Source organism: Caulobacter radicis (genome assembly GCF_003094615.1).
In the GTDB taxonomy this organism is placed as follows: Bacteria; Pseudomonadota; Alphaproteobacteria; order Caulobacterales; family Caulobacteraceae; genus Caulobacter; species Caulobacter radicis.
The window spans coordinates 158,229-183,765 of the sequence record NZ_QDKO01000021.1; the positions used below are offsets into that span (position 1 = coordinate 158,229).

Consider the following 25,537-nt stretch of genomic DNA (forward strand, 5'->3'; position numbering starts at 1 on the left):
GGACGGCCGTGGTCAAATGATCCACGGGCCTGTTGAGCGTTAATCTTCTGGGGACTTCGACCGCCTCGCCGACTGCGGCATGATCCGGCGGCGAACGCTTCTGCGCCGCCGCGATTCACTTTCGGAGCTTCAACCTGGCCCAGACCGCCGCCACCGCCGACCTCGCCGCCTGGCGAGCCGAGATGACCAGGCCGCCCGGCGCGCTGGGCCTGGCCGCTCGCGCCGTCCAGCTGAAGGTCAATCGGATCATTCCGGAAAAGGTCCATGCCGCCATCACCACGGCGATGCAGGGCATGACCCGGGCGATCCTCACCGGCTCGGACTTCGCCACCGGCGCGCCGCTGGTACAGGCCACGCTGGACGAGCGGCTGGAGCGGGTTCGGGCGGCAATCGATAACTGGAAGAAGACCGCCGCCGCCGAAGGCGGGATCGCCGGAGCAGGGGGCTTCGTCCTGGCCGCCGCCGACTTCCCGCTGCTGATGAGCTTCAAGATCAAGCTGCTGTTCGAGATCGCCGCCGCCTTCGGCCATGAGGGCTCGGAGCTGTCGGAGCGCCTCTACATCCTGCACATCTTCGAGCTGGCGTTCTCGGACGCGGCGCACCGCGCCAAGGTGTTCGAGGCCATGGATGGCTGGGACGCCCGCACGCATCCGACCGACCTCGCGGGCTTCGACTGGCGGGCCTTCCAGCAGCAGTACCGCGACCACATCGACCTGGCGAAGCTGGCCCAACTGCTGCCGATCGTCGGCGCGCCGGTGGGCGCGATCGTCAACTGGCGCCTGGTCGAGAAGCTCGGCCACACGGCGGTGATGGCCTATCGGATGCGGTTGGAGGCCCAGCCGACGCTGGCCTAGGGAACCTCCCCCTGTGGGGGAGGCGGCCGAAGGCCGGTGGGGGGAAGTTTTCAGCCATCAGAGCGTTGGCCGTCTCGGCAGCTACGCCCCCCTCCGATCGCTGCGCGATCGCCTCCCCCAGAGGGGGAGGTTCTTAAGCCAGCGCCTGGTCGATGGCCTTCTGAAGGTTTTCGGGGCTCTCGGCCCCGACCACCGCCACCTTGCCGGCGAAGATCGCCACCGGCACGCCGGTGACGCCGCCCTGCACGGCCATGGCGTGCTGCTGGGCGATCACGTCCTTGTCGGCGCCGTCGGACAGCAGTTGCAGCACCGCGACCTCGTCCATGCCGGCGGCCTTGGCGATCTGGCCCAGCACTACCGGATCGCCGATGTCGCGGCCTTCCTCGAAATAGGCGGCGAACAGGCCCTCGACCACGGCGTCCTGCACGGCCGCGCCGCGCGCCCAGCGGATCAGGCGGTGGGCGGCGCTGGTGTTGGGCGACAGGGCGATCTTGTCGAAGGCGAAGGCGATGCCTTCCTCGGCGCCGGCGTCCTGCAGGGCCTTGTGCACCGCCTTCAGCCGCGTCTGATCCTTGAACTTGCCGGCCATGTAGGCGGCGCGGTCGACGCCTTCCTCGGGCAGGGCGGGGTCCAGCTGGTAGGGACGCCAGATGACGATCGGCTCGAGGTCGGGCCGCGCGGCCAGGGCGCTCTTCACCCGGCGCCAGCCGAGATAGCACCAGGGGCAGACGACGTCGGCGACGACGTCGACGGTGATCGGCTGGCCCATGGGAACTCCTCGAAAACTAGATGGCCTTCTGGAGGGCCAGGGAAGCGGCGCGCTCCAGCGCGTGGATGGCGGTCTCGCCCGGCTCGATCTGGGCGACGCCGATGTCGAACTCGCACACGAACGGGCTGCGGTCCTCGCCGGCGTCGAAGGCGGTGCAGCCGATGACGGCGGCGATCCGCTCGGCGGCGGCCTTGGCGGCGGCCAGGTTGGTGGCCGGCAGGGCCAGGGCGAAGACTTCCGGCGCCAGGCGCGCGGCGGTGTCCTCGACGCGGACCAGGCGGCCGACCATCGAGCCGATCTGCGGGATCGCGCGGTCGAGCCAGCCGTTCTGCCTGGCCCAGACGACCTCGGCCTTGTCGGCCACGCGCAGCACGCCGATCGACAGCGGACGCCCGCGCTCGCGGGCGGCGCCGGCCAGGCGGGCCAGGTGGGCGGCGAACAGGTCGCGGGTGAACAGGCCCGTGGCCGCGTCCATCAGGCCCGAGCTGCGGGCCTTCTCCAGCGCGCCGCGAATGGCTTCGCCGCGACGATAGTTGCGGGCCAGCTCGATGACGCGGCGGGCGGTGTCGCCCTCCGGCGTCTGCGGCGAGGCCACGTCGGAGACGCCGCGATGGAACGCCTCGGACATGGTCACGTAGCTCTCGGCGTTCATGTAGAGCAGCGCCGGGATGTGGAAGAGGCGGGTGTTGCGCCGCATGCCGGCGGCGATCGACAGCGCCTCCTGCTGGTTCTCGCCGGCCCACAGCACCACCGCGTCGAAGGCCCGCTCGTGCAGGTAGTCGAAGGCGGTATAGGCGGTGAACGCGCCGACCACGTCGGCGCCGCCGCGGGTCAGGGCGTTGGACAGGGCCAGGAACTGCGGGGCGGGCTCGCCGATGGCCAGCACGCGATAGGGGACGGCGGAGGCTTCCGGCAGGTCCAGCCGGCGGCCGCGATCGCCGAAGGTGGTCAAGCGAAGCTCGAACTCTTCCTCGGCGATGGCCGTGCGGACCAGCGATTCCAGGCGCAGCACCGCCTGCGACGGATGCAGCGGCGGCGACAGGGTCAGGTCGAAGGCGCTCTGGCCCACGTCGGTCCCCGGCTCGCCGATGGCGATCACCGGCAGGCGGCGCGGGGCGACGGCCGCCTTCAGGCGGCGAGCCAGGGTCTGGCTGTCGGGGCCGGCCGCGTCCAGGTCGACGATCACCGCCTCGATCTGCAGGTCGCCCAGCGCGGCGAGGGCGGCGTAGGGGCCGCGCGCTGTGATGGTGCGCCAGCCCAGGCGGTCCAGCCCTTCGGACAGGGGACCGGCCCGCGTGTCGTCACGCGCCACGATCAGGATCCGGGCGTTCACCGCCAAATTCGTTCTCCGCTGGCGCAGGCCTTCGATTCGCGAGCCAACATAGCAGAGGCGAGGGTGCGGCAAAGGGATGCGTGGTCGCAGTCTTTACCTTGTCGACAGGCGATTTCGCCTGGGCTTGCCTGACCGGGCGTCAACCGGGTCCTACTGCTTCCAACGAGATCGAAGACGGGAGGAAGCGATGGGCCAGGGACCGCTGTCGGGGCTGAAGGTGCTGGAGTTCGCCGGGATCGGCCCCGGGCCGTTCTGCGGCATGCTGCTGTCGGACCTCGGCGCCGACGTGGTGCGCATCGACCGCAAGGGCTCGGGCCGCTCTTCGCCGGCCGACGTCACCGCCCGCGGCCGCCGCTCGGTGGCGCTGGACCTCAAGCAGCCCGCCGCCGTCGAGACCTGCCTGAAGCTGATGGAGACCGCCGACGCGGTGTTCGAGGGCTTCCGTCCCGGAGTCATGGAGCGGCTCGGCCTGGGTCCCGACGCGGCATTGGCCCGTAATCCCAGGCTCGTCTACGGCCGCATGACCGGTTGGGGCCAGACCGGTCCATACGCCAAGGCCGCCGGCCACGACATGAACTACATCGCCATCACCGGCGCGCTGGACGCCATAGGCACGGAAGACAAGCCGATCCCGCCGCTGAACCTCGTCGGCGACTTCGGCGGCGGTGCGCTCTATCTGGCCTTCGGCCTGCTGGCCGGGGTGATCCATGCCCGCGAGACCGGGCAGGGCCAGGTCATCGACTGCGCCATGAGCGACGGCGCGGCCTCGCTGATGGCCATGTTCTATGGCTTCAAGGCCATGGGCATGTGGCGCGAGGGTCGGCGGAGCAACCTGCTCGACGGCGGCGCTCACTTCTACGACACCTACCGCTGCGCCGACGGCAAGTGGGTGTCGATCGGCTCCATCGAACCGCAGTTCTACCTGCTGCTGCTGGAAAAGACCGGCATCACCGATCCGCACTTCCAGGCCCAGATGAGCCGCGAAGACTGGCCGGCCCTGCGCGAGAAGCTGGCCGCCGTCATCGCCACCAAGTCCCGCGACGAGTGGTGCGAGATCATGGACGCCACCGACGTCTGCTTCGCGCCGGTGCTGTCGATGGACGAGGCGCCGGGCCACGCCCACAACAAGGCCCGCGAGACCTTCGTCGAGGTCGCCGGCGTCGTCCAGCCCGCCCCCGCGCCGCGCTTTTCGGCCACGCCCGGCGTGATCCAGGGCCCGCCGCCCAAGATCGGGGCCGACAACGCCGCCGCGCTCGGCGACTGGGGTTTCGATCCCGAAGCCATTGCGGCGTTGGAGGCCGTGGGGGCCCTGTAGTCGTCCTGTGTGATCCTCGTCCTTCGACGAGCTCAGGATGAGGATCAAGGCGCAGGCGGCGCAGTAGAAGACCTCACCCTGAGCCTGTCGAAGGGCGAGGGTTTCGCTATCCCCGCGCAAGCTGACAACCGCGTTCAGATGCGGTTCAGGCGGCGAATCCTACCTTCGAACTGTGACCGGCCGCCGCGCCAACCCGTCCCTCGATGTGGCGGCCGGTTCAGGCAAGACCTGCGGAGACGCGTCGCTTTCCCTGAGGCGGCGCGTCTTTGACCATCTGGAATAGCGCGACTTTATCGAGAGCGTCGCCGTCCAAGGGTTGCTTCACCGGACGGCCGGGGGCAGTTTCCGCCGAATGCAGCCCCCCAAGGCCCCCATTCGCTGGCGAGACCTCGATCTCGACCCGATCCACTGGGTTCAGGAAATCCTTCGCGTTCTCGGCCTGGCCTTGTCCAGGCTGTGGGGGCGCGACGTCATGCTCTATGTGGGCGGCGTCTCGTTCTTCGCCCTGCTGGCGGTGTTTCCCGGCCTGGCCATCCTGATCGGGCTCTACAGCCTGCTCCTGGACCCCAACACCGCCGCCCGCCAGGCCGACGCCCTGGCCTTCATGATGCCCACCGGCGCGCGACCGATCTTCCAGAGCGAGATGCAGCGTCTGGCCCATGCGCCGGTCTACACCGTCTCTCTGCAGAGCCTCGTGATCCTGGTCATCGGCGTCTATGCCGCCCATCGCGGCTTCAAGGCCCTGCTGGCCGGCCTGTCGTTCATCCACGACGAGGAAGACCAGCGCGGCTTCTTCGGCTTCAACCTGATGGCCCTGTTCGTGCTGATCGCCGCCTTTGGCCTGCTGTTCCTGATGTCGGGGGTGTTCCTGACCTTCCGGCTGCTCTCCAGCACCCTGAACTTGAGGCCGCTGGAAGGGGTGTCGTGGATCCAGAGCGAGTGGACCTGGGCGACCATGGGCCTGATCGTGGGCATGACCCTGATCTATCGCTACGCCATGTCCCGCCAGCCCGTCGGCTGGCGCGCCTCGCTGACCGGCGGCTTCGCGGCGGGCCTCTTCTGCGTCTTCATGTCGTGGGCCAGCGCCTTCTACGTCGAGAAGGTGGCGCACCTGGGCGCGACCTACGGCTCGATCTCGGCCGTGATCATCTTCCTGATCTGGCTGTCGTGGAGCGTGAACGCGGTGTTCTTCGGCGGCGCCCTGGCCACCGAGGTCGAGATCGCGCTGGACGAGCGGCCCCAGGCCCTGGTCGACGGCCCCAAGGCCATCGCCCTCAAGGCGCCTTCGTCACCCGAAAGCTGATCGCCCCAGAGGGCTGGTCCTCGACGCTTTCCAGCGTCGCGCCCAACTGGCGGGCGAAATGCGGCACGTCGATGCGCGCCAGCGGGTCGTCGGCCAGCAGGCGCACCGTCGCCCCGGCCGGCGCGTGCTCCAGCGCCCGGCGCAGGCGCAGCGTCGGCACTGGGCAGCGATGGCCGCGCGCGTCGACCTCGATGTCGCTCACGAAAACACCTGCTCGGCTTCCTCTGCCGTGAGGATGCGGTGCTTGCCGGGCTCCAGGTCGGCGGGCAGGGTTATGCCGCCGATCCGCTCGCGATGCAGCGCCACGACATGGTTGCCCATGGCCGCGAACATCCGGCGCACCTGGTGATAGCGACCCTCGGTGATGGTCAGGCGGGCGGTCTTGTCGTCCACCACGTCCAACTGCGCGGGCAGCAGCGGCTTTTCCTCGCCCTCCAGCATCAGTGTCCCGCTGGCGAAGGCCTCGGCTTCCTTGCCCGACAGCGGCCGATCGAGGCTGGCCAGATAGGTCTTGGCCACGTGCCGCTTGGGCGAGATCACCCGGTGCAGGAAGTCGCCGTCGTCGGTGATCAGCAGCAGGCCCGAGGTGTCCTTGTCCAGCCGTCCAACGCTCGACAGGGCCGGGTCGCGGATCTGCCAGCGGCGCGGCAGGAGGTCGTAGATCTTGGCCCCGTCCTCCCGGTGCGAACACACCACGCCCAGCGGCTTGTTCATCAGCAGGACCAGCGGCGCGGGCGGATCCAGCGGCACGCCGCGCACGAACAGGTGCTGGGGCAGGTCGGCGGTCACGGCGATGCGCTTGCCGGCGTCCTTCAGCGGCACGCCGTCGAAGGTCACCTTGCCAGCCGCGACCAGGGCCTGGACCTCGCGCCGCGCGCCATAGCCCAGATTGGCCAGCAGCCGGTCCAGCCGCGCCATCAGCGCCTTGGTCATTTCACGGCCTCGAGCACCTTGAAGCCTTCCTGGTCGACCACGGGCTTCACGCGGGCGAAGTGGTCGGCCAGCACCGCCTCGTAGGGCAGGTGACGGTTGGCCACCAGCCACAGCACGCCGCCCTTCTTGAGCAGGGCCGCCGCGCCGCGGATGAAGGCCTGGCCCAGCGCCTTGTCCTCGCCGCCGCCCTCGTGAAACGGCGGGTTGGAGACCACGAAGTCGAGATTCGACAGCTCAGGCAGGCCCAGGCGGATATCGGCGTGCGAGAAGCTGACCCGCGCGTCGTCGACATTGCGTTGGGCCGCGTCCAGCGCGCGACGGTCGATGTCGACCAAGGCCAGCTTGGTCACCTTGGGCGAAGCCAGCACCTGGTGGGCCAGCACGCCGATGCCGCAGCCCAGGTCCGCGCCGGCGCCAGAGAAGGCGGGCAGGGCCTGCATGAGGAGGGCGGTGCCGGTGTCGAGCCGATCCCAGCTGAACACGCCCGGCTGGGTCCAAAGGCCCTCACCGTCGATGCGGCGCGGCGCGCCTTCGGCCAGGGCTTCGGAGAGGCCCGTGGGCGCTTCGGGGCGAAGGGTTACGCAAATGCGGTGATGGCGGCGGGCGTCCTCGCCGATGGTGCAGCCGAAGCCCGACAGCTCCTTCTTCAGGCGCAGGCCGCCGCGATCCTTGGGCGCGGCCACGGTCAGGCGGCCGCTCGGCTTCAGGGCGCGCAGGGCCTGGGCCAGAACATAGCGCCGTTCCACCGCGCCGGCCGGAGCCAGGACGACAAAAGTGTCCAGCGAGGCGTCGGCCAGGCCTTCCAGCGGCTGCGCGCCCGGCACGGTCGGCGCGGTCTGCACGGCGCCGCGCGGCGTCTCGATCACCTCGCGGGGAGGAAAGCCATAGACGGCGGCGGAGGCAGTGTCGGTCATGAGCTAAGGATCTTGGGCCGTGGAACGCAAAGGGCGGGAAAGGGCCGTTGGTTACCTTGGGCGGGCCTCCGACGCCAGACTTTCACGCTTTGACCGCTCGCGGGCATTGCCTGGCGTGGGGCGTCGAAGCAAGCTTTGGCCATGAACGCCACGGCCCTCATCCTCATCGACCTGCAGCGCGGCATGCTTCCGGAGAACACCGGGCCTCGCAACAACCCGCAGGCCGAGGACAACGCCGCCCACCTGCTGCACGCCTGGCGGGTTCGCGGCCTGCCGCTGGTCCACGTGCGCCACATGAGCCGCTCGCCCGAGGGCTCGTTCTGGCCGGGCTCGTCCAACTGTGAGTTCCAGCCGCGCTTCGAGCCCCTGCCGTCCGAACACCGGATGGAGAAGAACGTGCCCGACGCCTTCGCCGGCAGCGGCCTGGAACGATGGCTGCGCCTGCGCGACGTGCATCACCTTGTCGTGGTCGGCGTGGCCACCAACAACTCGGTCGAGGCCACCGTCCGCGCCGCCGCCTGCCTGGGATTCGACGTCGCGGTACCGGGCGACGCCTGCTTCACCTTCGACAAGGCCGACCTGGAAGGCGTCGTTCGCGACGCGGCCGAATGGCACCTGATGAGCCTCTCCAACCTCGACGGCGAATACGCGGTGGTCACGCGGACGGACGAGATCCTGGCGAGGCTGGGGTAGAACGTAAAACCCTCTCTCATCGAGAGAGGGAGGGGCCCACGCCAAAGGCGTGGGAGGGTGAGAGGTTACACCCTCCCAGAACTAGGCACGGTCGTTTGGCTGGTCAGTTTGAATATTCGAGCCGCCTGGACAGGACCGCGCAAAGGGCGTGTTTCCGGCTGGCGCTGAAACCTCTCACCCTCCCACCGCTTCGCGGCGGGCCCCTCCCTCTCTCAAAGAGAGAGGGTTCATATGAGGCGCCCTACGGCTCCCGCCGCTCCAGCAGCAGGATCTGCAGGTCCTTTTCCGGCCGCCAGTTCTTGCGGCGCACCTCGAATTGGGTCGGGCCGATCTTCTTGACGCCGTCGGCGCAGAAGCTGACCAGATTCCGCGGCGCGCCCTTGTCGACCACCAGCCGGAAGTCGCCGATCGGCTCGCTCCAGTTGCCGCCGGTGACCAGCACGTAGTCGATCCACTTCTCGATGAAGGCGCCGTCCTCGCCGCCGGCGCGCTTGACCGCCGCGACCATGCCCGGATCGACGCAGTATTTCGTCTCGGTCTCCGCGCCATAGGCGCTGCCCACCGAGGTCGCCACCGTCGCACCGACAGAAGGCGTGTAGGCGTGTTCGATCACGATCGGCTTGCCGGCGGGGAAGGCCTGTAGCCAGTGATAGGTGGTCTTCAGCACCCAGATCGGGCCCTGGTCCTCGTCGTAGAGGCCAAGCGCCTGGGCTTCCTTCAGCTTGGCCGGCGACAGGGCTTCCATGGCCTTGGTCGCCGCCTCCTGGTGCACCGCCAGCGGGATCTTGTTGGCGACCAGCCAGGCCGTGCGATCCACACCGCCGCCGAACGCCTTCTGCTCGACCTGCGCCTTCACCGGCTTGCCGTCCACCTTGGTCGAGAAGCCCAGGATGTTGGCCGGATCGTCCACCGGGATCGACACGTCGCCCATGAAGAAGCCGTCGCCGCCGATGTCGGGCATCGGGAAGGCCACCCGCAGCGTCACGTCCTTGCCGCTGGTGTTCTCGAACACGTAGCGGACCCTGACGGCCGTCGGCGAGATGTAGAGGTCCTCCGACCGCATGGCGACGGCGGTGGTCCTGGTCAGCACCAGCCCGCCGGCCGCCAGCTCGGCCGAGCTGTCGTTGGCCATGGCGGGCGCTGCGCAGGCGAGCACGGCGACGATAAGGGCTGAGCGCAGGAGGGGGCGAAAGGTCATGTCGCCGGGATAGCACGGCCGCGACGACGAAGAAGTGGCGGGCAGGGTGGGATTCGAACCCACGGTGGACTTTCACCCACGGCGGTTTTCAAGACCGCTGCCTTAAACCACTCGGCCACCTGCCCGGAGCGGGCGGCTATATCAGCGCCCGTGCTTCGGCTCCAGAGCGATCTGTCGCAGGCATCCTTAACCAAGCCTAAAAACATCTGAACGAAGCTGAAACCATGATGGGGGACGAACCATCCGGAGTTTTGGCGACGTATGCGGCGCGAGCACAGATCTGAAATCCGGGCGCTGAAGGTCCTGGGCCTTGTGGCGCTGGGCGCCGCGGGCCTGGCCGCCTGCGCCACGCCTTCGCCGCGGCTGCCGATCGCCAAGGGCGTTCCGAAGTCCACGCCCGATCGCGAGTATCACGGCCCGCCGCCGCCCGGTTACGGCCAGGGCCTGCGCGGCACCGAAAAGCCCTATCAGATCAAGGGGATCTGGTATTATCCGAAGGCCGATCCGAACTACGACGTGGTCGGGACCGGTTCTTGGTACGGCGAGCAGTTCCACAACCGCCGCACCGCCAACGGCGAGGTCTTCGACATGGACCTGCCGTCGGCGGCCCACAAGACGCTGCCGCTGCCGTCGATCGTCGAGGTCACCAATCTCGAGAACGGTCGCAAGATGCGCCTGCGGGTCAACGACCGCGGGCCGTTCGTCGGCGATCGCCTGATCGATCTGTCCAAGGCCGCCGCCGACGAGCTCGGCTATCGCGGCAAGGGCCTGGCCAAGGTGCGCGTGCGCTACATCGGCCCCGCGCCCAAGAAAGCCGCCGACCAGCCCCGGCGCTATGCGGCGATTCCCGCCACGCCGCCGCCGGCCGCGCCGTACCGTCCGCCGGTCGCGCCGCCGCCGCGCGAGCCCGAGATCGTCAATGTTTCCGCCCCGCCGTCCGGCGCCTATCGCGTCCAGGCCGGCAGCTTCGCCAACCGCGACAACGCCGAGCGCGCCGCCGAACGCCTGTCGGGCGCGGGCCGCGTGACGGTCGAGCCCATGGAGCGCGCCGGCGGCACGCTCTATCGCGTGCTGGTCAGCGCCGGCGACGACGAGGGCCTGGCCTGGGGCGTCCGCGACCGCGTCGCCTCGCTGGGCTTTGGCGACGCCACGGTGCTGCGGCCCTAACCGGCTCTGGACAAGCCACGCGTTCCGGCCGATTTGAGGCCGATGGCCAGCGGAACGTTCATCAGCTTCGAAGGCGGCGAGGGCGCCGGCAAATCCACTCAGGTGCGCCTCCTGGCGCAGCGCCTGGAGGCGCTGGGCCGCGAGGTCGTGCTGACCCGCGAGCCGGGCGGCAGTCCCGGCGGCGAGGCGATCCGCGAGCTTCTGGTGCACGGCGCGGCAGACCGCTGGTCGCCGGTCACCGAGACCCTCCTGATGTACGCCGCCCGCCGCGACCACGTGGAGCGGGTCATCCGTCCGGCCCTGGCGCGCGGGGCGGTGGTCGTCTGCGACCGCTTCGCCGATTCGACCCGGGCCTATCAGGGCGCCGGCGGCGACGCGCCGGCCTCGCTGATCGCCAGCCTGGAAGAGCACGTGCTGGGCGCCACGATCCCGGCCCTGACCCTGGTCTTCGACCTGCCCGCGACGGTGGGTCTTGAGCGCGCTTCGGCCCGGGGCGGCGCGGCCCGCTTCGAATCCAAGGGCCTGGATTTCCACGAGCGCCTGCGCGCCGGCTTCCTCGAGATCGCCCGCCGCGAGCCGGAACGCTGCGCGGTCATCGACGCCACGGCCTCGATCGACGAGGTCTCGCAAGCCGTCTGGAGCGCCGTCTGCGAACGGCTGGACCTGGCATGAGCGACGCGCCTCCGCACCCCCGCGACGTCTTCTCGCTGGACGGCCAGGAGAAGGCCGAGCTGTCGTTCCTCGACGCCCTGGGGCGAGGCCGCCTGCACCATGCCTGGCTGCTGACCGGTCCCGAGGGCGTCGGCAAAGCCACCCTGGCCTACCGCATGGCCCGCCGCCTGCTGGGCGCGCGCGAGGACAAGTCGTTCGGCGTGCTGGGCTCGGCTCCATCCGACTTCGTCAGCCGCCAGGTCGCCGCCCGCTCGCATCCCGACCTGATGGTGCTGGAGCGCGCCACCGACGACGGCAAGGCCCGCAAGTCGATCCCCGTCGACGAGGCCCGCCTGCTGCCGGGCTTCTTCGCCAATTCGCCTGCGACCTCGCCCTATCGGGTGGCGATCATCGACGCCGCCGACGACCTCAACGTCAACGCCGCCAACGCCGTGCTCAAGACGCTGGAGGAGCCGCCGCCGCGCGGGGTGATCCTGCTGATCAGCCATTCGCCCGGCAAGCTGCTGCCGACTATCCGCTCGCGCTGCCGCCGCCTGGCCGTGCCCGCGCCGGGCGTCGAGCGCGCCGCCGACATGGTCGAGCACCGACTGGGCCTGGATCGCCGCCAGGCCGAGCGCCTGGGGCGCATGGCCCACGGCGCGCCCGGCAAGGCCCTGCAACTGGCCGCCGCCAAGGCGCTGGAGGCCGATGACACCGCCGGCGAGATCCTGCGCAAGCTGCCCGAGATCGACGAGGCCGCGCTGCTGGCCCTGGCCGACACCTTCAAGGGCGCCGAGGGCCAGGCCCGCTTCGAGCTTCTGTTCGAGCGCCTGGCCGACCAGATCCACGCCATGGCCGTGGGCATGGCCGGCGAGCGCACGCCCTCGGGCCTCGACCGCTGGGCCGCCGCCTGGGAGCGCCTGGTGCGCTGGCCGATCGAGGCCGAGGCCGTGAACCTCGACCGCGCCGACGTGTTCTGGACGGCGATTGCGGACTTGCGCGCCGCGGCGAAGGCCTCCATCTGACCGCATGCTCATCGACAGCCACGTAAACCTGCACGCGCCCCAGTTCGCCGAGGACCGCGACGCGGTCATCGCCCGCGCCCGCGAGGCCGGCATCGAAATGATGCTGACCATCTGCGACAAGATCGCGAGCTTCCCGGCCGTCCACGCCATCGCCATGACCGAGGCCGACATCTGGTGCACGGTCGGCGCCCACCCGCACGAGGCCAAGGACCACGTCGACCTGACGACGGCCCACCTGGTCGAGCTGGCCGGCAAGCCCAGGGTCGTCGGCATCGGCGAGACGGGGCTCGATTTCCACTACGACCTGTCGCCGCGTGACGTGCAGGCCGCCGTGTTCAGGCAGCACGTCGCCGCCGCCCGCGAGACGGGCCTGCCGCTGGTGGTCCACACCCGCGAGGCCGATGACGTCATGGGCCAGATCCTGGAGGAGGAGCACGCCAAGGGCGCCTTCAAGATCCTGATGCACTGCTACACCAGCGGCGCCGAACTCGCCCGCCGGGCCGCCGCGCTGGGCGCCTGGTTCTCGGTCTCGGGCATCGCCACCTTCAAGCAGGCCGAGGATGTCCGCTCCGTGATCCGCGACATGCCGGAGGACCGGATCATCGTCGAGACCGACTGCCCGTACCTGGCGCCCGTGCCGATGCGCGGCCGCCGCTGCGAGCCCGCCCACCTGCCGCACATCGTCGACAAGCTGGCCGAGATTCGCGGCTGGACCCGCGCCGACGCCGAGAAGCGCTCCGAAGACGCCTTCTTCGCCCTGTTCGACGCGATACCGCGTCCATGACCGGCGGCCGGCTCGAGTTCACCATCCTCGGCAGCGGCTCTTCAGGCGGGGTGCCGCGCGCCGACGGCAATTGGGGCGACTGCGATCCGGCCGAGCCGAAGAATCACCGCTCGCGTTGCTCGATGCTGGTGCGCCGGCTGTCGGGCGGCGATCCGCGCGGCGACACCACCGTGCTGGTCGACACCTCGCCGGACCTGCGCCTGCAGACGGCCCGGGCCGGGGCGGGGCGCATCGACGCGGTTCTCTTCACCCACGATCACGCCGACCAGGCTCACGGCATCGACGACGTGCGGCCGTTCTTCCTCAATCACCGCTTCAGGATCCCGACCTACATGGATCCGGCGACCTATGACGGCCTCTTGGCGCGCTTCGGCTACGTCTTCGAGACCAAGGGCGGCTATCCGGCCATCTGCGAGGCCCGCCACCTGCCGCCGCACGGCCACGCCTGGGAAGTCGGCGGGCCCAGCGGCCAGATCCCGGTCACCAGCTTCGATGTCGACCACGGCGAGATCCGCGCCGCCGGTTTCCGCTTCGGCGGCGTGGCCTATGCGCCCGACGCGCTGCAGATCCCCGAGGAAAGCTGGCCGGTGCTGGAGGGGCTCGACGTCCTGATCGTCGACGCCTTGCGCTGGACCCCGCACCCCACCCACGCCAATGTCGAGCGGGCGCTGTCCTGGATCGAGCGCGCCCAGCCCAAGCGGGCGGTGCTCACCAACCTGCACATCGATCTGGACTACAACGCCTTGGCGGCCAGGCTGCCGGCGGGCGTCGAGCCCGCCTATGACGGCATGCGGTTCGAGGTCGCCGTCTAGGGCCTAGTGCAGCGTCGCGGTCTGCATCGGCCGCGCATCCTCGGCCGGCTCGCCCATGCGAACGGGCAGGGGCGCGCCGTCGAGCGCCATGGCGTGATTGAGGGCGCGGGCCAGAACCGCCGTCACGTCCGGGCGCGCCACCAGCGGCGACAGCAGGCGCGAGGCCAGGCCCGGCGCCGCCGCCGCCAGACCGCACGCCGTCACCAGCCTCTGTTCGTCGATGGCGTAGCCGACGCAGTGCGGGCACTGGATCTGCAGCGGGCGCACCAGTTCGCCCTCGATCAACATCATCGTTTGCAGGAACAGCGAGGCGGTGCGGGGCGAGGCCGCGCGGGCGAAGGCGGCCCTGATCGTGGCGTCGGCCGGCTGGCCCTGCAGGCGCAACGCGGCCCAGGTCCGCACGCCCCACAACAGGAGCCGCTCGCCGCGGGCCAGGCCTTCAGGGCCGGTGTCTTCGAAATCGAGGTCCAGTCCGCAGGCGCAACTCATCAAGGGCTCCGGGCGGGAAAAGGCGTCCGGCGGAGGGGAGCCCCGCCGGACGCAGTCGATGTGGGTGAGGGGAGGAAACCCGACATCGGATTTGAGAATTGATCGCAACAAGGTCTAGGTCGACTGTTGTTGCGAGTCAATCGCATAAAATCATATACATCCTATGCGAGAGTTTGTGCTTCTATCGTCGCGAACCGGTCGTGTGGGGGTGACATGGCGCGACGATCGATGGCGCTCGCCTGGATGGCGCTGGCGATCCCGCTCGGCGTGGCGGGCAGGGGCGAGGCCGCGGCCTGGACCCAAGGCAAGGGCGACAAAGAGATCATCGTCAGTCTCCATCGCCAGGACAGCACCCACGGCTTCGATCTCGATGGCGAGGCGGTCGACATCGTCGACTATCGCAAGATCGAGCTGCAGGCCTTCGCCGAATACGGCCTGTCTGATCGCCTGACCGTCAGGGCCCAGGGCTCCGTCCGACGACTGCGCACGCGCAACGCCCGCGACACCGAGCCCGGCCACGTGGAGCTGGCCGCCCGCTACCAGATCCTGTCGGGCAAGACCTGGGTGCTATCGAGCGAAAGCGCCGTGCGGCTGCCGGGCGGCGACGGCGACCCGGGCGCGGCCCAGCGTGGTTCGCCCGACGCCGAGTACGACGCGCGCTTCCTGCTCGGGAAGAGCGGCAAGCTGGCGGGGACGCCGGTCTTCCTCGACCTGCAGGCGGGGATTCGCCGTCGCGAGGGCGACGCGCCGGACGAGCGGCGCCTGGACGTCACCCTTGGCGGACGCCCCAGCAAGCGGCTGATGCTGCTGGCCCAGGTCTTCGACGTAACTTCGGCGGGCGCGGGGCAGGGGGTCTTCGAGGCCTACCGCTATCGCAACCTGCAATTCACCGCGGTCTACGACCTGCCGGCCGGCTGGTCGGTGCAGGCTGGGGCCATCGGAACCGCCTCGGGCCGCAACGCCCTGCGCGAGCGGGGCGCGGTGCTGGCCGTGTGGCGGCGTTTCTGAGGCTTCAGGACGGGATGCGGCGGGCCAGTTCTTCCAGCCGACGGGCAGGGGCGTCCGAGATCGCCGACCACAGCAGGCGAGCCAGTTCCAGGCGATAGACGGCCGCATAGCCGGCGGTGAACGGCGAGGTCGTGCTGCCAGGCGGTTCGGCCGCCTTGGCGTTGGCCAGGTCGCGGCGGGTCAGCACCAGGTCGCGGGGGATGGGAACGTCGCCGGCCCCGGTGGCCACCCAGCGGTCGGCTTCCACGGCGGCCAGGGCGGCGGCCTGGACCAGGGCCCGGGCGCCGCGTACGTCGCCCAGCGCACCCGTCATCACCGGGGTTCCGACGGCCGGGTCGCGGGTCATGGTGAAGTCAAGGCTGGCCACGCCGCGCTGGAGCGTGACGGACCACTGGTCGTCGGGTTCGTTCATCATGAACGCTTTAGCGACCGAGTCGCGTCGCGGGAAGGGAGCGGCGTATCGCCGTTACACATTGCCGCGACCGCGCGGCTCGGCCTGCGACCTTTTGGCAAGCTGGGCTCAAATTAGGATCTCGTTAACCATGATTGGCGAGCCTGTGGATGTCTTCTTTTGAAGGCGCCCCACCATCACTCAACTTTTCACAGCCCGGCTTTCTGGCCGGGCTGTTTTTTTGTCAGAAGGCGCTTGCGCCGAGTCAGTCGGGCGGCTATCAACCGCGCCTCGACAGAGAGCGACCTGTTCCGCGGTAGCTCAGTGGTAGAGCAGCCGGCTGTTAACCGGCTGGTCGTAGGTTCGAATCCTACCCGCGGAGCCACTCTTCCTTCGATCCGTCGAAGCCGCCTCGCCGAAAAATTCCTCCACAAGAACATAAGCTTTTGTCTTCGATGCGACGTTCATGCGTCTTGCGTCGAGTCGCAGCGGCCGCTATCAACCGCCTCCTCAACTGAGAGCGACCTGTTCCGCGGTAGCTCAGTGGTAGAGCAGCCGGCTGTTAACCGGCTGGTCGTAGGTTCGAATCCTACCCGCGGAGCCACTCTCCTTCGTTTGTCGAAGGTTTCGTCGCCGGTGAAGAGATCCCAGTATCTGGTTTCTTCGTATAAGGTCTCGGCGCGCCTGCTTCAGGCGGTCAGCAGCTTCTGCAGCTCCCGATAATAGGTCTCGGTATATTGGTGCTGGCGATCCAGCGCCTCCAGCATCCCGGGGCGGGTGAAGACCTCTGCGGGAATCGTCACCCCCTTGCGGCCGTGCCGCATGCACAGGCCGTCGGCGATCAATGCGCCGACATGGCGACGCACCGTCTCGGCCGGCATGGCCAGCGAGTCGGCGACCTGGACGACCGTGATCGGTCGGCGCTGGGCGTCCTTGGCCAGTTCGTCCTTGGCGTCGAAGCCGGCGTTGGGGCGGATGTGGGCGACATTGGCCACCCAGATGGTCGTGAAGACGATGGCCCTCACGGGATCGTCGGCGTGCAGGCCCTTGGCCACGTCCAGCGAGCGCAGGAAATAGCCCGCCGATAGGCGGATGACCGCGCGCCGAACATCCGTACTCATGCCTGCTCCCAGGGAAAGCCGTTCGGTGCAGGCTGAGGCCGAGTCGTCTCTGTGAGAAAATTCACCATGTCCCCATTTTGGGGACAGAGTGCTTTTCGAGGAGGCGCCGCGCCGCGATTTGCGCCATACGGGCCGCCGATTCAGGGGAAAGCGGACGCGGGGGGCGCGTTGGGGCATGAGTGAAATCGAAGCCAGATTGCGAGAAGCGGCGGCCGCCGTCGGCGTGGCCGAGCGTATCGAAGTGCTGCTGAAGAGCGTCGAGGAAGCCATCGAGGCCTATCCGGACGACGCCGACCCTCGTTACCTGACCCGGTTGATCGACCAGCGAACGGCCTTGCTGGATCCCGATCTGCCGCTGATCGCGCGCATCGCCGTGCAGCTCTGCGAGAACGACGCCTCGCGCGCCGCGGTGCTGGGTCCGCCGCTGGCTACCGCCGCCACCGTCTGTCCGCTGATGAAGCCGGCGGTGAACCAGCTGCGCCGCCTGCTCGGCGAGACGGCCTGAGTCGGGCAAATCCTCGGCGCGATTGGATGCACGGGCCTGATTGCCTTCCGGCGAGGCCCGGACCTATAAGCCTCTCGAACTGCTGTCCGAGGAAGTCCATGAGCTCCGATTTCGCGGCTGCCCGCCTGAATATGGTGGAAAGCCAGATCCGCACCGCCGACGTGACCGACCTGCCGTTGCAGGACGCCCTGCGGGTGGTTCCGCGCGAGAACCTCGTGCCCGCCGGCAAGGCCTATCTGGCCTATGCCGACGCCGAGGTCGAATACGCTCCGGGCCGCACCCTGATGCGCCCGCGCGACATCGGCAAGCTGCTGCAGAACCTCAAGCCGCGCGCCGGCGAGAAGGCCCTGGCCATCGCCGCGCCTTACGCCGCCGTGGTGCTCGAGACCATGGGCCTGCAAGTCACCCGTCTCGACGGCGACGACCTGACCGCCGTCCAGGGCGGCGAGTACGACGTCATCGTCTGCGAAGGCGCCGTGCCGAAGGCTCCCGCGTCGTGGACCGGCGCCCTGGCCCTGAACGGCCGCCTCGGCGTCGTCGAGCGCGAAGGCCCGGTCGGTCGCGCCGCGATCTACGCCCGCGCCGAGGACGGCCTGGCCCGTCGCGCCGCCTTTGATTCGACTCCGTCGCTTCTGGCCGGCTTCCCGGTCGAGTCCGGTTTCGCGTTCTAGTCTTTTGAAAAAATGGGCGTTCGGGTGCTGAACCCGCCCGAACGCTTCACTTAAGTCCTTGAAACCAGGGACTGCTGCCCAGGGTTGGGTATTTCATCCAAGCTTGGCCAGGCCTAGTCTGGCGTCTTCGGTGACAAGCGCGCAAACTCCGCGTGAAAAAAGCTTAACTAGCGATGGTCCACGGTGGGCCTTACAGCGCTTGGGTGTAAAGCGCGGACTTCGCGTGTGTTGGGGAATAAGGGATGTCGAAGAGCCGTCGGGCCGGTTTGCTGGCCGCTGCTTGCTGCATGGGTTTTCTGGCCTCGGCGGCTAGCGCCGAGACCCTGACCGATGCGGTCGCCCTGGCCTACCAGACCAATCCCACCATCCAGCAGCAGCGCGCCGTGCAGCGCGCCGCCGACGAGGGCGTGGTCCAGGCCAAGACCGGCTTCAGGCCGACGGTGGGCCTGGACGGCTCGATCTCGGGATCGCGCACCGATCTGGCCCACCCCCGCACGACCCTGGTCGGCGGCCAGGTGGTCACCGGCGCCGACACCACCAAGTCCGCGTCCAGCAGCGCCACGCTTTCGCTGTCGCAGCCGCTCTACACCGGCGGCCAGGCCAGCGCCCGCCTGTCGGCCGCCGAAGCCGACGTGCTGGCCGGTCGCGAAGACCTGCGCGGCGTCGAGCAGGGCGTGCTGGCCAATGTCATCACCGCCTATGTCGATGTCCGTCGCGGCCAGGAAAGCCTGCGCATCGCCCAGGAGAACGTCAGCGTCCTGACCCGCCAGCTGGACGAGTCGAACGCCCGCTTCGAGGTCGGCGAGATCACCCGCACCGACGTCGCCCAGTCCCAGGCCCGCCTGGCCGCCGCCAAGGCCAGCCTGTCGTCGTCGCAGGCCAATCTGGCCGTCGCCCGCGCCAACTACGCCCAGGTCGTCGGCCAGAACCCGACCGACCTCGCGCCCGAGCCGTCGCTGGCCGAGCTGCTGCCGGCCTCGGTCGAGCAGGCCTTCGACGCCGCCGAGGCCAACAATCCGACGGTCCAGGCCGCCCGCTACAGCGAGCGCGCGGCTTCGGCCCGCGTCGCCCAGGCCAAGTCGGCCTACCTGCCCACCGTCTCGGCCGGCGCCAGCCTCGGCTACTCGGCCAACGAGGTGAACGGCGAATACAAGCAGTTCGGCGAATACGACCGCGCCATCAGCGGCTCGGTCACCGCCCGGGTGCCGCTGTTCACCGGCGGCCTGAACGCCTCGAATGTCCGCAGCGCCAAGGAGCGCGAGAACGCCGCCCGCATCGCCGTCGAAGGCGCCAAGCGCAACGTGGTCCAGCAGGTCTCGGCCGCCTGGAGCACGCTGCTGGCCGCCCGCGCCAACCTCGTCTCCAACGAGGAGCAGGTGAGGGCGACCAAGATCGCCTTCGAGGGCGTGCGCCAGGAGCAGCAGGTCGGCCTGCGCACCACGCTGGACGTGCTGAACGCCCAGCAGGAGCTGCGCGCCGCCGAACTGGCCCTCGTCACCGCCCGTCGCGACGAATACGTCGCCAGCGCCGGCGTGCTGCAGGCCATGGGCGCGCTGGACGTCGTCAAGCTGGCCCCGAGCGTCGAGCGCTACGATCCGAAGACCTCGTACGATCGCGTGGTCAATTCGGGCTCGGTGCCGTGGGAGCCGCTGGTGCGGACCCTCGACAAGGTCGCCTCGCCGGCGATCGCGACCTCGTCCGACGGCAAGTAATCGCGTCCAACTTCAGGACGAATCAACGCGGCGCGAATCCTTGGCTTGCTTAAGCCGTGCAAGTCTGCACCATCGGCGGCACGCGTCTTGCGAGACGTGCAAGGATTCGTAGCCCCTTCAAGACGGCCCAGCCCACATGTCCGACCAGAGCTCCCAAGAACCGACGATGGAGGAGATCCTCGCCTCGATCAGGCGGATCATCTCCGAAGACGACGCTCCGGCGGCCGAAGCGGCGCCGCCGCCCGCGCCCGAGCCGGTTCCCGAGCCCGAGCCGGTGATCGAGGACGACGTCCTCGAGCTGACCGATCCGATCGAGCCGCCGGCCCCGGTCGAGACGCTCGGCGACCTCGACCTCTACACCCCGGAGCCCGAGCCGGAGCCGGCCTATGAGCCGCCCCCGCCGCCTCCGGAGCCCGCCTACACCCCGCCGCCGGTGTTCAACCGAGACGAAGTGGCCGAGACCCTGGTCGGCGACCACGCCGCGGGCCTGGCCGCCAGCGCCTTCGGCAGCCTGAGCTCGGCCCTGCTGATGCCGGCCAACGGCCGCACGCTGGAAGACGTCGTGCGCGAGCTGCTGCGCCCGCTGCTGAAAGAGTGGCTGGACCAGAACCTGCCGCGCATCGTCGAGAACAAGGTCGAGGAAGAGGTCCACCGGATCTCGCGCGGCCGCGGCGTATGACATCGGCGTCGCTCCGCTGCTGAGCGGAGTACGACGCCCGGACTTTGAGAAGGCGGTCGCGCTCGCGGCCGCCTTTTCCCGTTCAAAATCCCCGATAATCCCGTCGCCCGGTTTCGCCGGGCGGCCGCAGATGGCATATCCCCTCCGCCATGCTTGAAAAGACCTTCGATCCCAAAGCCGTCGAACCGCGCCTGTACGAAGCCTGGGAGGCCTCCGGGGCCTTCAAGCCGTCCGAGGATCCGAACGCCGAGCCGTTCGTGATCGTGATCCCGCCGCCGAACGTGACGGGGTCCTTGCACATCGGCCACGCGCTGAACAACACGCTGCAGGACGTGCTGACCCGCTTCCACCGCATGCGCGGCAAGGCCGCCCTGTGGCTGCCGGGCACCGACCACGCCGGCATCGCCACCCAGATGGTGGTCGAGCGGCAGCTGGCCGCCGCCGGCAATATCGGCCGCCGCGACATGGGCCGCGAGGCCTTCGTCGACAAGGTCTGGGAATGGAAGGCCGAAAGCGGCGGCGCCATCACCAACCAGCTGCGCCGCCTGGGCGCCAGCTGCGACTGGTCGCGCGAGCGCTTCACCCTGGACGAGGGCCTGTCGGCCGCCGTCCGGAAGGTCTTCGTCCAGCTGCACAAGCAGGGTCTGCTCTATCGCGACAAGCGCCTGGTCAACTGGGACCCGCAGTTCCAGACCGCCATCTCCGACCTCGAGGTCGAGCAGAAGGAGGTCGACGGCGCCTACTGGCACTTCGCCTATCCGCTGGCCGACGGCGTGACCTACCAGCACCCCGTCGAATTCGACGACGAGGGCAAGCCGACCCAATTCGAGACACGCGACTACATCGTCGTGGCCACCACCCGTCCCGAAACGATGCTGGGAGACACGGGCGTCGCCGTCCATCCGACCGACGAGCGCTACAAGGACCTGGTCGGCAAGGACGTCGTCCTGCCGATCGTCGGCCGCCGCATCCCGATCGTCGCCGACGACTACGCCGACCCGACCAAGGGCTCGGGCGCGGTGAAGATCACCCCGGCGCACGACTTCAACGACTTCCAGGTCGGCAAGCGCGCCGGCCTGCCGTCGATCAACATCCTGACCCCGGAAGCCAAGCTCAACGACGCCGTCCCGGCCGAGTATCAGGGCATGGACCGCTTCGCCGCGCGCAAGGCCATCGTCGCCCGCGCCGAGGAAGAGGGCTGGCTGAAGGAGATCGAGAAGACCCGCCACATGGTCCCGCACGGCGACCGTTCGGGCGTGGTCATCGAGCCCTACCTGACCGACCAGTGGTACGTCGACGCCTACACCCTGGCCCAGCCGGCGCTGAAGGCGGTCGAGAACGGCGACACCGTCTTCGAGCCCAGGCACTGGGAAAAGACCTACTTCGAATGGCTGCGCAACATCGAGCCCTGGTGCGTCTCGCGCCAGCTCTGGTGGGGCCACCGCATCCCGGCCTGGTTCGGCCCGGAAGGCTCGATCTTCGTCGAGGAGACCGAGGAGGCCGCCTACGCCGCCGCCAAGGCCCAGTTCGGCGCCGACGTCGTCCTGAGCCAGGACGAAGACGTCCTCGACACCTGGTTCAGCTCGGCCCTGTGGCCGTTCTCGACCCTGGGCTGGCCGGAAAAGACCCCGGACGTCGCCCGCTTCTATCCGACCAGCACCCTGGTCACGGGCTTCGACATCATCTTCTTCTGGGTCGCCCGGATGATGATGATGGGCATCCACTTCATGGACGAGGTTCCGTTCAAGCAGGTGTTCATCAACGCCCTCGTCCGTGACGAGAAGGGCGCCAAGATGAGCAAGTCCAAGGGCAACGTCATCGACCCGCTGGCCCTGATCGACGAGCTGGGCTGCGACGCCGTGCGCTTCACCCTGACGGCCATGTCGGGCCAGGCGCGCGACATCAAGCTGTCGAAGCAACGCATTGAAGGCTATCGCAACTTCGGCACCAAGCTGTGGAACGCCACGCGCTTCGCCCAGATGAACGGCTGCGTCCGCGTCGAGGGCTTCGACCCGGCGTCGGTCACCCAGCCGCTCAACAAGTGGATCCGCGGCGAGGTCGTCAAGACGCTCGGCGAAATCACCAAGGCCTTCGAGGCCCCGGCCTTCGACGAGGGCGCCAGCGCGCTCTACCGGTTCATCTGGAACGTCTTCTGCGACTGGTACCTGGAGCTGGCCAAGCCGGTGCTGAACGGCGAGGACGAGGCCGCCAAGGCCGAGACCCGCGCCATGACCGCCTGGGTGCTCGACCAGATCCTGATCCTGCTGCACCCGGTGATGCCGTTCATCACCGAGGAGCTGTGGGACAAGACGGCCGAGGAGGGCGGTCCGGCTCGCGAGAGCATGCTGATCTCCACCTCGTGGCCGGAGCTGCCGGAAAGCTGGATCGACGCCGAGGCCGCCGCCGAGATCGGCTGGCTGGTCGACACCGTCGGCGAGATCCGCTCGCTGCGCGCCGAGATGAACGTGCCGCCGTCGGCCAAGCCGGCCCTGGCCGTGGTCGGGGCGGGCGAGGGCACCCTGGGTCGCCTGGAGCGTCAGCGCGACCTGCTGGTCAGCCTGGCGCGCCTGGGCGAGGTCTCCATCGCCGAGGCCGCGCCCGCCGGCACGGCTCCGGTGGTGATGGGCGAAGCCACGGGCGCCCTCGGCGTCGCCGAGTTCATCGACGTCGCCGCCGAGAAGGCCCGCCTGACCAAGGAGATCGCTGGCCACGTCGGCGAGATCGAAAAGACCGGCAAGAAGCTCGGCAACCCCGACTTCCTGGCCCGCGCCAAGCCCGAGGTCGTCGAGGAAAACCGCGAACGCCTGGCCGAAGCCGAAGCGGCCAAGGCCAAGCTGGAAGCCGCCCTCGGCCGCCTGGCGGCGATGGGGTGATCAAAATCCTCCCCCTGATGGGGGAGCTGGCCGCGAAGCGGTCGGAGGGGGAAGTGTCAGCGACGGCAGGGTCTTCCCCCTCCGTCGCCTGACGGCGCTGCCTCCCCCTTCAGGGGGAGGATCTCTCCCAACTAAACATTGTTCCCCTATCGTCCAAACGACCGTTTACACCGGCCGTCCGGGCGTGCTTACTCGACGGAAACGCGCCGCTTGAACGAGCGCGATCGACACCGGGAGAGTAACGAATGACCCAGGCCGCTCACGCGCCTAACCCTGTCCCATGGCCGGCCATGTCGGTGAAGCAGGCCTACGCCCTGATCACCGCCCCGGGCTCGGTCGGCGAGATGGAGGAGGTCGAGATCCGCGGCGTGCCGACGCGGACCTGGAAGAACCTTCCGCCCACGCTGCGCCACACGCTTCAGGTCGGCCGCACCCACGGCGACAAGATCTATCTGGTCCACGAGGACGAGCGGGTCAGCTTCGAGGCCTTCTACCGCGCCGTCACCGCCTTCGCCGCCGAACTCGAGGCCAAGGGCGTCAGGAAGGGCGACCGGGTCGCCCTGATCATGCGCAACCTGCCCGAATGGCCGGTGGCCTTCTATGCGGGCCTGTCGATCGGCGCGATCCTCACCCCGCTGAACGCCTGGTGGACCGGGCCCGAGCTGGAATACGGCCTCACCGACTCCGGCGCCTCGGTGGCGGTGATGGACGTCGAGCGCTTCGAGCGCCTGGCCGAGCACTTCGACAACTGCCCCGAGCTCAAGCGCGTCTACGTCTCGCGCAGCAAGGAAGACATCGCCCACCCCTACGTCACGCGCCTGGAAAGCGTGATCGGCTGCCCCAATGACTGGATCAAGCTGGAGGAGCGCCCGCTCTCGACTGTCGAGCTGGGCCCGGAAGACGACGCGACGATCTTCTACACCTCCGGGACCACCGGAAAGCCCAAGGGGGCGCTGGCCACCCACCGGGCGGTCAACAGCAACATCTTCGCCGCCGCCGCCGCCTCGGCCCGCAGTTTCCTGCGCCGGGGCGAAGCGCCGCCCCAGCCCGATCCCAGCCTGCCGCAGAAGGGCGCGCTGATCTCGGTGCCGTTCTTCCACGCCACCGGCTGTTTCGCGGTGATGAACCCCTCGCTGTTCGGCGGGGCCAAGATGGCCATGATCCGCAAGTGGGATCCCGAAAAGGCCATGCAGCTGATCCAGGACGAGAAGCTGACCCAGATGGGCGGCGTGCCGACCATCGCCTGGCAGATCATCGAGCATCCCAGCCGCGACAGGTACGACCTGTCCTCGCTCGAGGCCGTGGCCTATGGCGGCGCGCCTTCGGCGCCTGAACTTGTCCGCAAGATCAAGGAAATCTGGCCCAAATCCTCGCCCGGCAACGGCTGGGGCATGACCGAGACCTCGGCCACCGCCACTTCCAACTCGGCGGAAGACTATGAGAACCGCCCCGAAAGCTGCGGCCCGGCCGTGCCGGTCACCGACCTGAAGATCATGACCCTGGAAGCTCCCTACGAGGAGCTGCCGATCGGTTCGGTGGGCGAGCTGTGGTGCAAGGGGCCGCAGGTGGTGAAGGGCTACTGGAACAAGCCCGAGGCCACGGCCCAGACCTTCATCGACGGCTGGGTGCGCACGGGTGATCTCGCCCGCCTCGACGAAGAGGGCTTCTGCTACATCATCGACCGGGCCAAGGACATGCTGATCCGCGGCGGCGAGAACATCTACTGCATCGAGGTCGAGAACGTCCTCTACGACCACCCGGCGGTGATGGACGCCGCCCTCGTCGGCGTCGAGCACAAGACCCTGGGCGAGGAGCCGGCGGCCGTCGTCACCCTCAAGCCCGGCGCGACCGCCACCGAAGACGAACTGCGCGCCTTCGTCGCGGACCGCCTGGCCGCCTTCAAGGTGCCCGTGAAGGTGATCTTCTGGCCCGAGACCCTGCCTCGCAACGCCAACGGCAAGATCCTGAAGACCGAACTGAAGAAGGTGTTCGTGACGGGGTGACAGACCACGCCGCCAAGATCCTCCCCCTCTGGGGGAGGTGGCCCGAAGGGCCGGAGGGGGGGCATTCTCAGCTTCCGGTGCGCCGGCCGCCCCCCCACCAATACATCCGCCTCCCGCGCCCTCGTGGCGAGACGCTCAAGAGGAACCTCCCCCTCTGGGGGAGGCGGCCGAAGGCCGGTGGGGGGAAGTTTTCAGCTTCCGGTGCGCCGGCCGGTTTCCCCACCCCCCCACCGATCGCTGCGCGATCGCCTCCCCCACAGGGGGAGGTTCCCTCGCGCACAGTCCATCCCCGCGAAATCCAAAGCAAACCCACACGAAATCAACAGCCTGCACA

General features: G+C 69.1%; 25 protein-coding genes and 3 tRNA genes. 18 read left to right on the forward strand and 10 right to left on the reverse strand.

Annotated elements, in window-relative coordinates; all coding sequences use genetic code 11:
• The first annotated feature begins 134 nt into the window (after positions 1-134).
• Complete coding sequence (locus tag DDF62_RS13830) at positions 135-854, forward strand: EcsC family protein (protein ID WP_279629665.1); 720 nt, start codon at positions 135-137, stop codon at positions 852-854.
• Between the two features lie 133 nt (positions 855-987).
• Here the strand turns inward: DDF62_RS13830 and DDF62_RS13835 are convergent, their stop codons facing one another.
• A complete protein-coding gene (locus DDF62_RS13835; protein ID WP_116489638.1) occupies positions 988-1,623 on the reverse strand; it encodes a DsbA family oxidoreductase in 636 nt (211 codons plus the stop codon).
• 16 nt (positions 1,624-1,639) lie between these two features.
• A complete protein-coding gene (locus tag DDF62_RS13840; RefSeq protein ID WP_116489639.1) occupies positions 1,640-2,962 on the reverse strand; it encodes a diguanylate cyclase domain-containing protein in 1,323 nt (440 codons plus the stop codon).
• Between the two features lie 181 nt (positions 2,963-3,143).
• Here DDF62_RS13840 and DDF62_RS13845 point away from each other — a divergent pair, with 181 nt between their 5' ends.
• Positions 3,144-4,271 carry a CaiB/BaiF CoA transferase family protein gene (locus DDF62_RS13845; RefSeq protein ID WP_116489640.1) on the forward strand — a complete coding sequence of 376 codons (1,128 nt, stop codon included), beginning with the start codon at positions 3,144-3,146 and terminating at the stop codon, positions 4,269-4,271.
• A 352-nt stretch (positions 4,272-4,623) separates the two neighbouring features.
• Entirely contained in the window at positions 4,624-5,574 is a 951-nt protein-coding gene (locus DDF62_RS13850) for a YihY/virulence factor BrkB family protein (protein WP_101717409.1), read from the forward strand.
• On the opposite strand, the gene DDF62_RS13855 is transcribed toward DDF62_RS13850, so the two are convergent.
• From DDF62_RS13855 to DDF62_RS13865, 3 genes are read right to left on the reverse strand one after another with little or no spacing between them, the layout of a single operon-like run.
• Positions 5,546-5,776: a sulfurtransferase TusA family protein gene (locus DDF62_RS13855; protein WP_116489641.1), complete on the reverse strand. Its 231-nt coding sequence runs from the start codon at positions 5,774-5,776 to the stop codon at positions 5,546-5,548. The genes DDF62_RS13850 and DDF62_RS13855 overlap by 29 nt on opposite strands.
• On the reverse strand, positions 5,773-6,507 hold the full coding sequence (locus DDF62_RS13860) for a pseudouridine synthase (RefSeq protein WP_116489642.1): 735 nt from the start codon (positions 6,505-6,507) through the stop codon (positions 5,773-5,775). The genes DDF62_RS13855 and DDF62_RS13860 overlap by 4 nt, the downstream gene beginning before the upstream one ends.
• Positions 6,504-7,421, reverse strand: a complete 918-nt coding sequence (locus DDF62_RS13865; protein ID WP_116489643.1) for a class I SAM-dependent methyltransferase — start codon at positions 7,419-7,421, stop codon at positions 6,504-6,506. The genes DDF62_RS13860 and DDF62_RS13865 overlap by 4 nt, the downstream gene beginning before the upstream one ends.
• Positions 7,422-7,562: 141 nt before the next feature.
• Here DDF62_RS13865 and DDF62_RS13870 point away from each other — a divergent pair, with 141 nt between their 5' ends.
• Entirely contained in the window at positions 7,563-8,114 is a 552-nt protein-coding gene (locus DDF62_RS13870; RefSeq protein WP_116489644.1) for a cysteine hydrolase family protein, read from the forward strand.
• A 241-nt stretch (positions 8,115-8,355) separates the two neighbouring features.
• Here the strand turns inward: DDF62_RS13870 and DDF62_RS13875 are convergent, their stop codons facing one another.
• Positions 8,356-9,312, reverse strand: a complete 957-nt coding sequence (locus tag DDF62_RS13875; protein WP_116489645.1) for a DUF4424 domain-containing protein — start codon at positions 9,310-9,312, stop codon at positions 8,356-8,358.
• Between the two features lie 35 nt (positions 9,313-9,347).
• A tRNA-Ser gene (locus DDF62_RS13880) sits at positions 9,348-9,437 on the reverse strand.
• 136 nt (positions 9,438-9,573) lie between these two features.
• Here DDF62_RS13880 and DDF62_RS13885 point away from each other — a divergent pair.
• The 5 genes from DDF62_RS13885 to DDF62_RS13905 are packed head-to-tail and all read left to right on the forward strand — an operon-like array spanning position 9,574 to position 13,751.
• The gene (locus DDF62_RS13885) at positions 9,574-10,479 is read left to right on the forward strand and encodes a septal ring lytic transglycosylase RlpA family protein (RefSeq protein ID WP_116489646.1); all 906 of its coding nucleotides are present in this window, start codon (positions 9,574-9,576) and stop codon (positions 10,477-10,479) included.
• A gap of 42 nt (positions 10,480-10,521) precedes the next feature.
• Positions 10,522-11,151 carry a dTMP kinase gene (gene tmk / locus DDF62_RS13890; protein WP_116489647.1) on the forward strand — a complete coding sequence of 210 codons (630 nt, stop codon included), beginning with the start codon at positions 10,522-10,524 and terminating at the stop codon, positions 11,149-11,151.
• Complete coding sequence (locus tag DDF62_RS13895) at positions 11,148-12,155, forward strand: DNA polymerase III subunit delta' (protein WP_116489648.1); 1,008 nt, start codon at positions 11,148-11,150, stop codon at positions 12,153-12,155. The genes tmk and DDF62_RS13895 overlap by 4 nt, the downstream gene beginning before the upstream one ends.
• 4 nt (positions 12,156-12,159) lie before the next feature.
• Positions 12,160-12,939 carry a TatD family hydrolase gene (locus tag DDF62_RS13900; protein WP_116489649.1) on the forward strand — a complete coding sequence of 260 codons (780 nt, stop codon included), beginning with the start codon at positions 12,160-12,162 and terminating at the stop codon, positions 12,937-12,939.
• Positions 12,936-13,751 carry an MBL fold metallo-hydrolase gene (locus DDF62_RS13905; RefSeq protein ID WP_116489650.1) on the forward strand — a complete coding sequence of 272 codons (816 nt, stop codon included), beginning with the start codon at positions 12,936-12,938 and terminating at the stop codon, positions 13,749-13,751. The genes DDF62_RS13900 and DDF62_RS13905 overlap by 4 nt, the downstream gene beginning before the upstream one ends.
• 3 nt (positions 13,752-13,754) lie before the next feature.
• On the opposite strand, the gene DDF62_RS13910 is transcribed toward DDF62_RS13905, so the two are convergent.
• A complete protein-coding gene (locus DDF62_RS13910) occupies positions 13,755-14,240 on the reverse strand; it encodes a hypothetical protein (RefSeq protein ID WP_116489651.1) in 486 nt (161 codons plus the stop codon).
• 228 nt (positions 14,241-14,468) lie between these two features.
• Here DDF62_RS13910 and DDF62_RS13915 point away from each other — a divergent pair, with 228 nt between their 5' ends.
• Positions 14,469-15,248, forward strand: coding sequence for a hypothetical protein (locus DDF62_RS13915; protein ID WP_116489652.1), 780 nt, complete (start codon positions 14,469-14,471; stop codon positions 15,246-15,248).
• Positions 15,249-15,252: 4 nt separating this feature from the next.
• On the opposite strand, the gene DDF62_RS13920 is transcribed toward DDF62_RS13915, so the two are convergent.
• Positions 15,253-15,660 carry a hypothetical protein gene (locus tag DDF62_RS13920; protein WP_116489653.1) on the reverse strand — a complete coding sequence of 136 codons (408 nt, stop codon included), beginning with the start codon at positions 15,658-15,660 and terminating at the stop codon, positions 15,253-15,255.
• A 289-nt stretch (positions 15,661-15,949) separates the two neighbouring features.
• Here DDF62_RS13920 and DDF62_RS13925 point away from each other — a divergent pair.
• Both DDF62_RS13925 and DDF62_RS13930 read left to right on the forward strand, forming a co-directional pair.
• A tRNA-Asn gene (locus DDF62_RS13925) sits at positions 15,950-16,024 on the forward strand.
• A gap of 144 nt (positions 16,025-16,168) precedes the next feature.
• Positions 16,169-16,243 (forward strand) — tRNA-Asn (locus tag DDF62_RS13930).
• An 85-nt stretch (positions 16,244-16,328) separates the two neighbouring features.
• Here the strand turns inward: DDF62_RS13930 and DDF62_RS13935 are convergent.
• Positions 16,329-16,760 carry a helix-turn-helix domain-containing protein gene (locus DDF62_RS13935; protein ID WP_116489654.1) on the reverse strand — a complete coding sequence of 144 codons (432 nt, stop codon included), beginning with the start codon at positions 16,758-16,760 and terminating at the stop codon, positions 16,329-16,331.
• Positions 16,761-16,935: 175 nt separating this feature from the next.
• Here DDF62_RS13935 and DDF62_RS13940 point away from each other — a divergent pair, with 175 nt between their 5' ends.
• From DDF62_RS13940 to DDF62_RS13965, 6 genes are all read left to right on the forward strand, one after another.
• On the forward strand, positions 16,936-17,265 hold the full coding sequence (locus tag DDF62_RS13940) for a hypothetical protein (protein WP_133244923.1): 330 nt from the start codon (positions 16,936-16,938) through the stop codon (positions 17,263-17,265).
• Positions 17,266-17,363: 98 nt separating this feature from the next.
• A complete protein-coding gene (locus DDF62_RS13945; protein ID WP_116489656.1) occupies positions 17,364-17,936 on the forward strand; it encodes a protein-L-isoaspartate O-methyltransferase family protein in 573 nt (190 codons plus the stop codon).
• 242 nt (positions 17,937-18,178) lie between these two features.
• On the forward strand, positions 18,179-19,648 hold the full coding sequence (locus DDF62_RS13950) for a TolC family outer membrane protein (protein WP_116489657.1): 1,470 nt from the start codon (positions 18,179-18,181) through the stop codon (positions 19,646-19,648).
• A gap of 136 nt (positions 19,649-19,784) precedes the next feature.
• On the forward strand, positions 19,785-20,327 hold the full coding sequence (gene popZ, locus DDF62_RS13955; RefSeq protein WP_116489658.1) for a pole-organizing protein PopZ: 543 nt from the start codon (positions 19,785-19,787) through the stop codon (positions 20,325-20,327).
• 149 nt (positions 20,328-20,476) lie between these two features.
• Positions 20,477-23,200, forward strand: a complete 2,724-nt coding sequence (locus tag DDF62_RS13960) for a valine--tRNA ligase (RefSeq protein ID WP_116489659.1) — start codon at positions 20,477-20,479, stop codon at positions 23,198-23,200.
• 245 nt (positions 23,201-23,445) lie between these two features.
• Positions 23,446-25,203, forward strand: a complete 1,758-nt coding sequence (locus tag DDF62_RS13965) for a class I adenylate-forming enzyme family protein (protein ID WP_116489660.1) — start codon at positions 23,446-23,448, stop codon at positions 25,201-25,203.
• The last annotated feature ends 334 nt before the right edge of the window (positions 25,204-25,537 follow it).

Coding starts and splice junctions, on each gene's coding strand:
- DDF62_RS13905 (WP_116489650.1), top strand. CDS start 12,936: ATGACCGGCGGCCGGCTCGAGTTCACCATCCTCGGCAGCGGCTCTTCA.
- DDF62_RS13950 (WP_116489657.1), top strand. CDS start 18,179: ATGTCGAAGAGCCGTCGGGCCGGTTTGCTGGCCGCTGCTTGCTGCATG.
- DDF62_RS13965 (WP_116489660.1), top strand. CDS start 23,446: ATGACCCAGGCCGCTCACGCGCCTAACCCTGTCCCATGGCCGGCCATG.
- DDF62_RS13935 (WP_116489654.1), bottom strand. CDS start 16,760: ATGAGTACGGATGTTCGGCGCGCGGTCATCCGCCTATCGGCGGGCTAT.
- DDF62_RS13885 (WP_116489646.1), top strand. CDS start 9,574: ATGCGGCGCGAGCACAGATCTGAAATCCGGGCGCTGAAGGTCCTGGGC.
- DDF62_RS13945 (WP_116489656.1), top strand. CDS start 17,364: ATGAGCTCCGATTTCGCGGCTGCCCGCCTGAATATGGTGGAAAGCCAG.
- DDF62_RS13900 (WP_116489649.1), top strand. CDS start 12,160: ATGCTCATCGACAGCCACGTAAACCTGCACGCGCCCCAGTTCGCCGAG.
- DDF62_RS13940 (WP_133244923.1), top strand. CDS start 16,936: ATGAGTGAAATCGAAGCCAGATTGCGAGAAGCGGCGGCCGCCGTCGGC.
- DDF62_RS13895 (WP_116489648.1), top strand. CDS start 11,148: ATGAGCGACGCGCCTCCGCACCCCCGCGACGTCTTCTCGCTGGACGGC.
- DDF62_RS13835 (WP_116489638.1), bottom strand. CDS start 1,623: ATGGGCCAGCCGATCACCGTCGACGTCGTCGCCGACGTCGTCTGCCCC.
- popZ (WP_116489658.1), top strand. CDS start 19,785: ATGTCCGACCAGAGCTCCCAAGAACCGACGATGGAGGAGATCCTCGCC.
- DDF62_RS13845 (WP_116489640.1), top strand. CDS start 3,144: ATGGGCCAGGGACCGCTGTCGGGGCTGAAGGTGCTGGAGTTCGCCGGG.
- DDF62_RS13865 (WP_116489643.1), bottom strand. CDS start 7,421: ATGACCGACACTGCCTCCGCCGCCGTCTATGGCTTTCCTCCCCGCGAG.
- DDF62_RS13920 (WP_116489653.1), bottom strand. CDS start 15,660: ATGAACGAACCCGACGACCAGTGGTCCGTCACGCTCCAGCGCGGCGTG.
- DDF62_RS13960 (WP_116489659.1), top strand. CDS start 20,477: ATGCTTGAAAAGACCTTCGATCCCAAAGCCGTCGAACCGCGCCTGTAC.
- DDF62_RS13870 (WP_116489644.1), top strand. CDS start 7,563: ATGAACGCCACGGCCCTCATCCTCATCGACCTGCAGCGCGGCATGCTT.
- DDF62_RS13910 (WP_116489651.1), bottom strand. CDS start 14,240: ATGAGTTGCGCCTGCGGACTGGACCTCGATTTCGAAGACACCGGCCCT.
- DDF62_RS13850 (WP_101717409.1), top strand. CDS start 4,624: ATGCAGCCCCCCAAGGCCCCCATTCGCTGGCGAGACCTCGATCTCGAC.
- DDF62_RS13875 (WP_116489645.1), bottom strand. CDS start 9,312: ATGACCTTTCGCCCCCTCCTGCGCTCAGCCCTTATCGTCGCCGTGCTC.
- DDF62_RS13915 (WP_116489652.1), top strand. CDS start 14,469: ATGGCGCTCGCCTGGATGGCGCTGGCGATCCCGCTCGGCGTGGCGGGC.
- tmk (WP_116489647.1), top strand. CDS start 10,522: ATGGCCAGCGGAACGTTCATCAGCTTCGAAGGCGGCGAGGGCGCCGGC.
- DDF62_RS13860 (WP_116489642.1), bottom strand. CDS start 6,507: ATGACCAAGGCGCTGATGGCGCGGCTGGACCGGCTGCTGGCCAATCTG.